This window comes from Caballeronia terrestris, from assembly GCF_001544515.1.
Lineage (GTDB): Bacteria > Pseudomonadota > Gammaproteobacteria > Burkholderiales > Burkholderiaceae > Caballeronia > Caballeronia terrestris.
The window spans coordinates 1-6397 of the sequence record NZ_FCOL02000138.1; the positions used below are offsets into that span (position 1 = coordinate 1).

Genomic DNA, 6397 nt, shown 5'->3' on the forward strand with positions numbered 1-6397 from the left:
TCATGAGTTCTCCCTCCATGCAAATGGAGACTCACAAATCGTCATTAAGTTGCATTATTTGTGACGCACTGCACTAGCTCGACATAGACAGTTGCGCCATCAAGTTTGGACATATGTTTTTCCCTTTCGACGTTGGTGATTGAGTGCCCGTTCATGCTGCTTGTCGGGTCTTGAGTAGATGTTTCAGTTGTTCACGGGTAAGGGTTGGATTCGTTGCCTTCTCCAACACGATCTCGGTCAGTTCATCGTCCGAGTACGGCGCGAGAACCGCCAGCTCGCCTGCATTGAAAAGCGCCTCCACCTTGGCCCTATGCCGGGAGTCGACGAAGCGCTCATAGACTCGCACGTATTGCGCGGCCATCGCCTTCGACACGCGCAGGTTCATTTCGGCATATTTATAAAAGAAAGTTGCACCTTTCCGCTCAGCTACCGTCAAGCTCGAACCCTCAGACCTCGCATTTTCGATGCAGGCATTGACGACTATCTCCTTAAGATCCACTAAGGCTTTGCCGGTGACGAAAACATCGACTGGCGGCTTCAACATGATTTTGCTTTCTCCTTTTTAATCGGCTTCTGTTCGCGAGAACAGGGAAGGTGGCTGGCAACGGGGCCTTCTAGTGCAGAGGGCCGCGGATCAGCGCCATTTCCCGCTTGAATTCGTCCGGGGGGTTCTCTCTTATGTCGTCCATGGCTTCCACGAAGGCATCGTAGAACTCTGCAAGCTCGGGATAGTCATCTTGCAGCCGCGCCATGCCGCGTTCGCGCTCGTCGATCAATGCTGCGACATTGCCGGGATGAAGCGCTGCGCGGACTTCATCGGGCGAGAAGCCGAAATACTTCTCCGCCGCATCGATTGCATGCTCCCGGGCGAAAGCGACCGTCCCGTGAGGGACCCGAAGCCCCGGGGTCGAGTAGCCCAACAGCAAGACATCGCCTTGAGTCTCGGTCGCAAGCAACGTTGCGACGTCCTCTTTGATCAATCGGGGGTCGCTGCTCGCCTTTGCGAACATTTGGAGCGCGTCAGCCTCCGTGACTTCCTTGCTCAGAAGCTCGACGCATCCGCCGTACACATCAATCTGTAGTTGGACGTAGATGGTCGTACCGTCGTCAATCGTCATTTGTTTTTCCGGATTTCTCTCGATCTGGGCGGCTGGTTTCGCAAGCGCGTCGTAATCGCTGCGCCTGTGAGATTCATATCGGCTCGCTTCATTTGAATGGCAGCCTTGACCGCTTCATCGGTCTCGGTGGCCAACAGCTGCAAGTCGGCGATACCGAACAGGCTCTCAAGCTCGGCGCGCATCTCGAACTCCCCGAACCGCTCATACATCTTGACGAGCTGCCTTGCATCGCCCGCGCGGACGTTAATAGATGCCGCCAATTTGCCAAGGATCGTCGCCGCTTTCCGCTGCACGGCGACGTGGGTCATCTGGGTGCCGCCTCTTGACTTGATGATCTCTTCGACGGCCCGCCTTTTCATACTCGAGAGCACGCGCGCTCGTTCCATGTATGCGGCGGTTGTGTCCTGCGTGTGTTGCGTCATTTGAATCTAGTCGGAAAAGCTTTAATCACAACGTTGCCGGTCGGCGGGGGCCCCGATGCCGACCCTATTGGTGCATAACGGCATTCCCGGGCTGGTTTTTAGTCCTTCTTGCACCATTGCCCTGACGCCAAAGCCTATCCAATGCCGCCCGAAGTCAAGCTTCCGTGCCAGATCGACGCGCAGGCCGTCTCAGAGCGGTCACCTTCGACGAGTCTTTGAATTGTGGTTGCGTCACTGGTTGGTCGAGCACGGTCTTACCGGTCTTGCCGGGTGTTCCAGACACGAAGGATCGCTATAGCAATAGGTTCGTCCGCGTAGGCCGGCAGGACTTCGTAGTGAAGTTCGTAGCGTCCAGGGAGGCCCACCCACCGATGCACTTCGCGCGCCGGGGGTCCATCGTAGCCGTCTAGTTCTTCCCCGATACGATGAAAACGGTCCTGCCCCAGGCGCTCTGCCTCGTCGAGTAGCGCATTGACGACCTTGCGCGCGATGGCGGCGTCGTTGTATTTCTTCACATGCGCCGCGATCGCGCTCATATCGGACATCGCTTTGCTGGTTGGGAGGACCTTGACGCTCACGCCTTCGGTACCGGCAGCTCGTTGTCCGCGCCCAGGCTATCCGCCCAGGCCCGAGCTTCGTCCATCGAGATCAGACGGCCCGCAGTGACGTCATCCAGACCTTCCTGAATCAGGCGTCGCTTCTCTGCCTCGCGAGTAACGAACTGGACCAGCGCCTTCTTGATGATCCACTGGCGGGGCCGCTCAAGACGCTCCGACAACGCATCTACTTCCTGAGCAAGTTCGACGGGCACCTGTGCCGTCAACGTCCTGGTCTCTGCCGCCATGATCAGTCTCCGTCGATGGTCCAATAGGAATTATTGTAAATCAATAATCGGCCTGTGTTGCGCAGGCGGTTATGGCGGGCCCCAAGTTCGTCCAAAGCGAGTCCAGCCGCATCGTCAGGTAGCTCGCCGGCGCATTCCGACGTTCGGCAGCCGCCAACGCCGACTTTTCGCGACGCTCCATGCCTGATAATTCGTCGTATCAAGCTTTATATTATTTTTGTTGCGCGAACGTGGAGATTGGTCGCAGATTATTTTGCGCGGCCCCAGCTTCTGCGCGACGACGCGTGGGGCTGTAGCGAATATTAAAGATCTACCACGTGGTAGCGCGATGACAGCGACTGGGCAACGAACTAACAGTGCGATCGTCCTCGCCGACAGCGACAAGCACTCTTTTTCTTTCCTGCATGATCAATTTTCCACCGGCGCCCCATAAGGGCCACATGACGGCGTTACATAACTGCCGCAATGATCGACGCATCTGCAAGCTTGAGCGGGGACGCGTCAACCGCGCGCGGTAATGAAGCACATACCGAACGAGGTTAGACATGGGAAGATTTTGGACCGAACCAGCGTTTGGCGGGCACGACACCGGGAGGAAGCCGGCCTACGACGCGAGGTTTCGCGAAGAGGTGCGAACGGCCCTCGAAGAAGAAGGTGAAAACATTCCGACGAAGAAGCGGTGGCCTGAACGTGCGTGCGCAATGCGAGCGGCGCAATGACGAAGATTGTTCAAGGCACGCGCGTGCGGTGCGCAGGCCCGACAAGATCCACGACTGAAGAAAGTTTTCCTGCAGCATGCGCCGTCTTCGACACGGTTGTCGCGGCGGGGGCACGTTACCCGGTTCACCGCTTCCGCCTGCGCAAAGGCCGCGCGCCAAACACCCGTAAGATGGTCGTGCTGCCGAAGCACATCATTGCCTAGCGCGTCAACCGCAATCGCATTTGGATTGTGAACGCAAACCACACGCGCCAACACTATCCCTGATCTCTATGTCGGTTCGAACTTCGTGCGAAGACAAGGTACCGACGCTCGTGTGAAATGATGCTGCTCTCGACGCGCTCGGTGTCCCGCCACGTGCAGAAGGAACAACCATTAGGATGACTAATTACAATGCGCTAATTGTCTTTATGTAAAACTCATCGATCCGTCCGACGCGTCCTGCAGAGGCCGTCTCACCTGCTTACTTCCGCGGGCGCCGTAATGCCTTCCTGCGACACTTCGGTTAGGTAATGCGGCGTCGGAAAATGCCGTTTGCGCCGAGGCGCTCGGCTTCCTTCGCGTAGTCACCGTGCCAAAATGTCCTGCGGGCAAGCCGCTCGTTTCAACCGCTTGTGGGTTAAGAGATGCTGACAAACGAAGGCGCGGATGACGCCGAAATCATTGTCCGGCCGACGAAAGGCGGTTGGCGAGTTGAAGTTCCGAAGGCGGACGGAGTCTTTGTGACGGTCGTCGACGATCAACGTATGGCCCTTACAATCGCGAGCCAACTGCGGCCGGGCGTCCAAGTTCGTATTTTACCGGCGGTAGATTCGGACCATATGCAGCACGATAACTTGTCCGAGACAAATGGTCGCGGTAACAAGGGATGAGGGCTACTCTCGTTCGTCGATGTCAGGTCCACGCGTTGCTGGATAAGGTAAATCACAACTATCAGTAGAAAAATGTGAAGGTCACCATCACAGCGCACGACGCCTCTGACGATGACGACCAGACAGAGATGCTCGCCTCGTGCCGTGGTCACGTGCATCGGGTACGGATTGAAGTCGACTACGAGCGTGCTGATGCTGTTGAAGAGTGCGTCAGCCCATGCGAGCAGGGAGGCTTGAGCCTCGGTATCTGGCACAGCCGTTGGCACGGAAGCAGCCTGTTGGCGGCGCAGCACCCTCGCATCGGTGCAGAAGTCGTCGTTTCTGAAGAACTCACGTAGCATCGACAACAGATTTCAACAACAGATTGCGCTGATAGAGGCCGACGGCATTGCGCTTTAGGTTACCCAGCGAGACCTGTTCACGCTTCTCATGGAAGTAGCCATGAACCGCCTCCGCCGTAGCCTTCTCGTCACAGAGCACCTGATGCAGCCCCTGCCTGTCCGCCCAGTTGACGAAATCAAGCACGGCGCGCAAAGCACCGTGGACCGTCTTCGGTCGCATCGCGCCAAGTGTCATCCGCCCGGAAAGGTGCGCCACCAGCAGGCGTACGACCCTGGCGCGTTCGCTGCTGAAGCTTGTAACGTCGAAAATGCGTCGCGAGCGCTGCGGCCTCGACGTGTCACGCTTCAGGTAGCAGATCTGACCGATATCGGCACGGCCATCAATGCCTTCCCACCTGAGCAGCGCGCGCTCGGGATGCAAAAGCGTCGTGCCCTCCGCGAGCGGCATGCGCACTTCCTCGTACAGGCGGCTCATGCTGCCACCGCGGTGTCGAGGGTGCGCGTGACCAGCGTCGACAGGTGCGCACTCCAGCCGTCCTGCACCGCGTCGAACAACTTGCGATTCTCGCGGTAAGCGAGGTAGCGCTCGGTCATAGCCGATTGTACGTGCCACATCAACTCCCGCAACTGATCGAGCGCCCGCGTGTACTTCGTCCCGTTCGCTGTCATCGCGTCAACCATGTTCAATCCGTAGGTCGCACGCAGGTCGTGGAAGCTGAACTCATACCTGGGGTTGCCGAGTTGCACGCGCATCATGGGCAACAGTTCGTCCCTGATGAACTGGCGCACGGCCTGCCCGGTCTTGGCGTGGCGACGCACCTGCGGGCCAGTGCTGAGCGGGACACGCGACTCGCGATCCTCGTAAAGTGGCGCACCGCGATGGCTCAGAAAGAGCGGCTGATCGGGGTGGTCGCCGCCGTCTGCCATCTGGCGACGCTTGCGCGCCCGATCGCTGTGCACGTAGACGTACAGTCGCTCATAGAAACCGCGCGGCAGGTGCAATACGCCCTTGACGCCGCCCTTCGTGTCGATGCCCGTACCTGGCCCGCAGGCGAGCCGGATGTCATCACCGTGAAACTCGCCCGGCTTGCGCATTACGTGTTTCGCGCGCACGGTCAGTACTGTCTGGATGCGAGCGCCTGTCAACAGCGCGAACAGATGAATGAGCGTCATCTCGGTGTTGCCGAGTGCGGCTAACGATTCAAGCAGCACCGACTGCTCGGCAGACGGGAGCGGGCGCAAGCGACCGCCGTCCTGAATGTGATCGTCCCACGGGTCTTCTGCGCGCCGGCCACTGATCGACAGGTCAGTGGTCTTGACCGCGATCACGCTGCTGAAGCCCTTCTGGTCCTTGAACTCGATGAAACGGTCAGATTCGACCCACGGAGCGTTCGCGGGTCTGAAACCTGCCTCGGTCATGAGCCATCGATAGAAGCGCACCACAGCGCCCATACGACGCCTGGCGACGCCCGGAGACAGTTCGCCTGCCTGCACGGCCAGCCTGATCGAGGCGCTATAGCGGTACGTCGGACGTTGCCGCTTGTTCACGGGGAACGTCAGCCAGTCGACGCCCTCGTCATCCAGATAACGACGGAATGCCACCAGGTCATCTGAGATGCTGGCGAACGTCAGCATGTTGGGCGACGGCTTCGACTCCATCATGTCGATGAGCCAGAGGTTCGCCTCAGCCCACGGCGCGCCGTCAGTGAGACGGACAACAGGGAAGAGTGGGAAAGTGCCTGCAATCCACTTCGGGCGGGCGCCGCGTCGCTTGCCGGTGTCGGGGTCGGCGAGCGGGACGGTGTGATAGATGGTGCCGCCCCCGGGCGTGGTGATGCTGACCGGCGTCGCGCCGGGTGCGTCGCGGTCAACGACCTCGGTCAATGGCAATTGCCGGATGGTAGTTCGTCTTGCGATCATCGCCAAGATACTCCTGCTGTGTTGAGAGGGCGTCCTCTTTAACACGACCTGCGAGTATCAGGAGATCGTTCTTCACTTGCGCATAACGCGTGTGACCAGGTGGTTGTCCTGATCGCGCAGACCTTTGACGATCTTGCGAGCGGCGTAGTACGCATCTGCGAC

Annotated in this window: 9 protein-coding genes; 2 read left to right on the forward strand and 7 right to left on the reverse strand. The window is 58.8% G+C overall.

Annotated elements, in window-relative coordinates; translation table 11 throughout:
• Positions 1–151 precede the first annotated feature (151 nt).
• From AWB67_RS33635 to AWB67_RS33655, 5 genes are all read right to left on the reverse strand, one after another.
• Complete coding sequence (locus tag AWB67_RS33635; RefSeq protein WP_087660325.1) at positions 152–544, reverse strand: hypothetical protein; 393 nt, start codon at positions 542–544, stop codon at positions 152–154.
• 70 nt (positions 545–614) lie between these two features.
• Positions 615–1118, reverse strand: a complete 504-nt coding sequence (locus AWB67_RS33640) for a hypothetical protein (protein ID WP_087660326.1) — start codon at positions 1116–1118, stop codon at positions 615–617.
• A complete protein-coding gene (locus AWB67_RS33645; protein WP_125477800.1) occupies positions 1115–1540 on the reverse strand; it encodes a hypothetical protein in 426 nt (141 codons plus the stop codon). The genes AWB67_RS33640 and AWB67_RS33645 overlap by 4 nt, the downstream gene beginning before the upstream one ends.
• Positions 1541–1794: 254 nt before the next feature.
• Entirely contained in the window at positions 1795–2118 is a 324-nt protein-coding gene (locus AWB67_RS33650; RefSeq protein ID WP_327366964.1) for a type II toxin-antitoxin system RelE/ParE family toxin, read from the reverse strand.
• Positions 2115–2384 carry a CopG family ribbon-helix-helix protein gene (locus AWB67_RS33655; RefSeq protein WP_087660328.1) on the reverse strand — a complete coding sequence of 90 codons (270 nt, stop codon included), beginning with the start codon at positions 2382–2384 and terminating at the stop codon, positions 2115–2117. The genes AWB67_RS33650 and AWB67_RS33655 overlap by 4 nt, the downstream gene beginning before the upstream one ends.
• A gap of 715 nt (positions 2385–3099) precedes the next feature.
• Between AWB67_RS33655 and AWB67_RS40120 the strand changes: the two genes are divergently transcribed.
• Positions 3100–3306: a hypothetical protein gene (locus tag AWB67_RS40120; protein WP_125477801.1), complete on the forward strand. Its 207-nt coding sequence runs from the start codon at positions 3100–3102 to the stop codon at positions 3304–3306.
• A gap of 742 nt (positions 3307–4048) precedes the next feature.
• The gene (locus AWB67_RS42435; protein WP_235025497.1) at positions 4049–4312 is read left to right on the forward strand and encodes a hypothetical protein; all 264 of its coding nucleotides are present in this window, start codon (positions 4049–4051) and stop codon (positions 4310–4312) included.
• On the opposite strand, the gene AWB67_RS33660 is transcribed toward AWB67_RS42435, so the two are convergent.
• Complete coding sequence (locus AWB67_RS33660) at positions 4305–4790, reverse strand: hypothetical protein (protein WP_235025498.1); 486 nt, start codon at positions 4788–4790, stop codon at positions 4305–4307. The two genes, AWB67_RS42435 and AWB67_RS33660, sit on opposite strands and share 8 nt — an antisense overlap.
• Positions 4787–6235, reverse strand: coding sequence for a site-specific integrase (locus AWB67_RS33665; protein ID WP_087660329.1), 1449 nt, complete (start codon positions 6233–6235; stop codon positions 4787–4789). Before AWB67_RS33665 ends, AWB67_RS33660 begins: the two co-directional genes overlap by 4 nt.
• Between the last annotated feature and the right edge of the window lie 162 nt (positions 6236–6397).

Coding starts and splice junctions, on each gene's coding strand:
- AWB67_RS33640 (WP_087660326.1), bottom strand. CDS start 1,118: ATGACGATTGACGACGGTACGACCATCTACGTCCAACTACAGATTGAT.
- AWB67_RS33660 (WP_235025498.1), bottom strand. CDS start 4,790: ATGAGCCGCCTGTACGAGGAAGTGCGCATGCCGCTCGCGGAGGGCACG.
- AWB67_RS33635 (WP_087660325.1), bottom strand. CDS start 544: ATGTTGAAGCCGCCAGTCGATGTTTTCGTCACCGGCAAAGCCTTAGTG.
- AWB67_RS33655 (WP_087660328.1), bottom strand. CDS start 2,384: ATGGCGGCAGAGACCAGGACGTTGACGGCACAGGTGCCCGTCGAACTT.
- AWB67_RS33645 (WP_125477800.1), bottom strand. CDS start 1,540: ATGACGCAACACACGCAGGACACAACCGCCGCATACATGGAACGAGCG.
- AWB67_RS40120 (WP_125477801.1), top strand. CDS start 3,100: ATGACGAAGATTGTTCAAGGCACGCGCGTGCGGTGCGCAGGCCCGACA.
- AWB67_RS33665 (WP_087660329.1), bottom strand. CDS start 6,235: ATGATCGCAAGACGAACTACCATCCGGCAATTGCCATTGACCGAGGTC.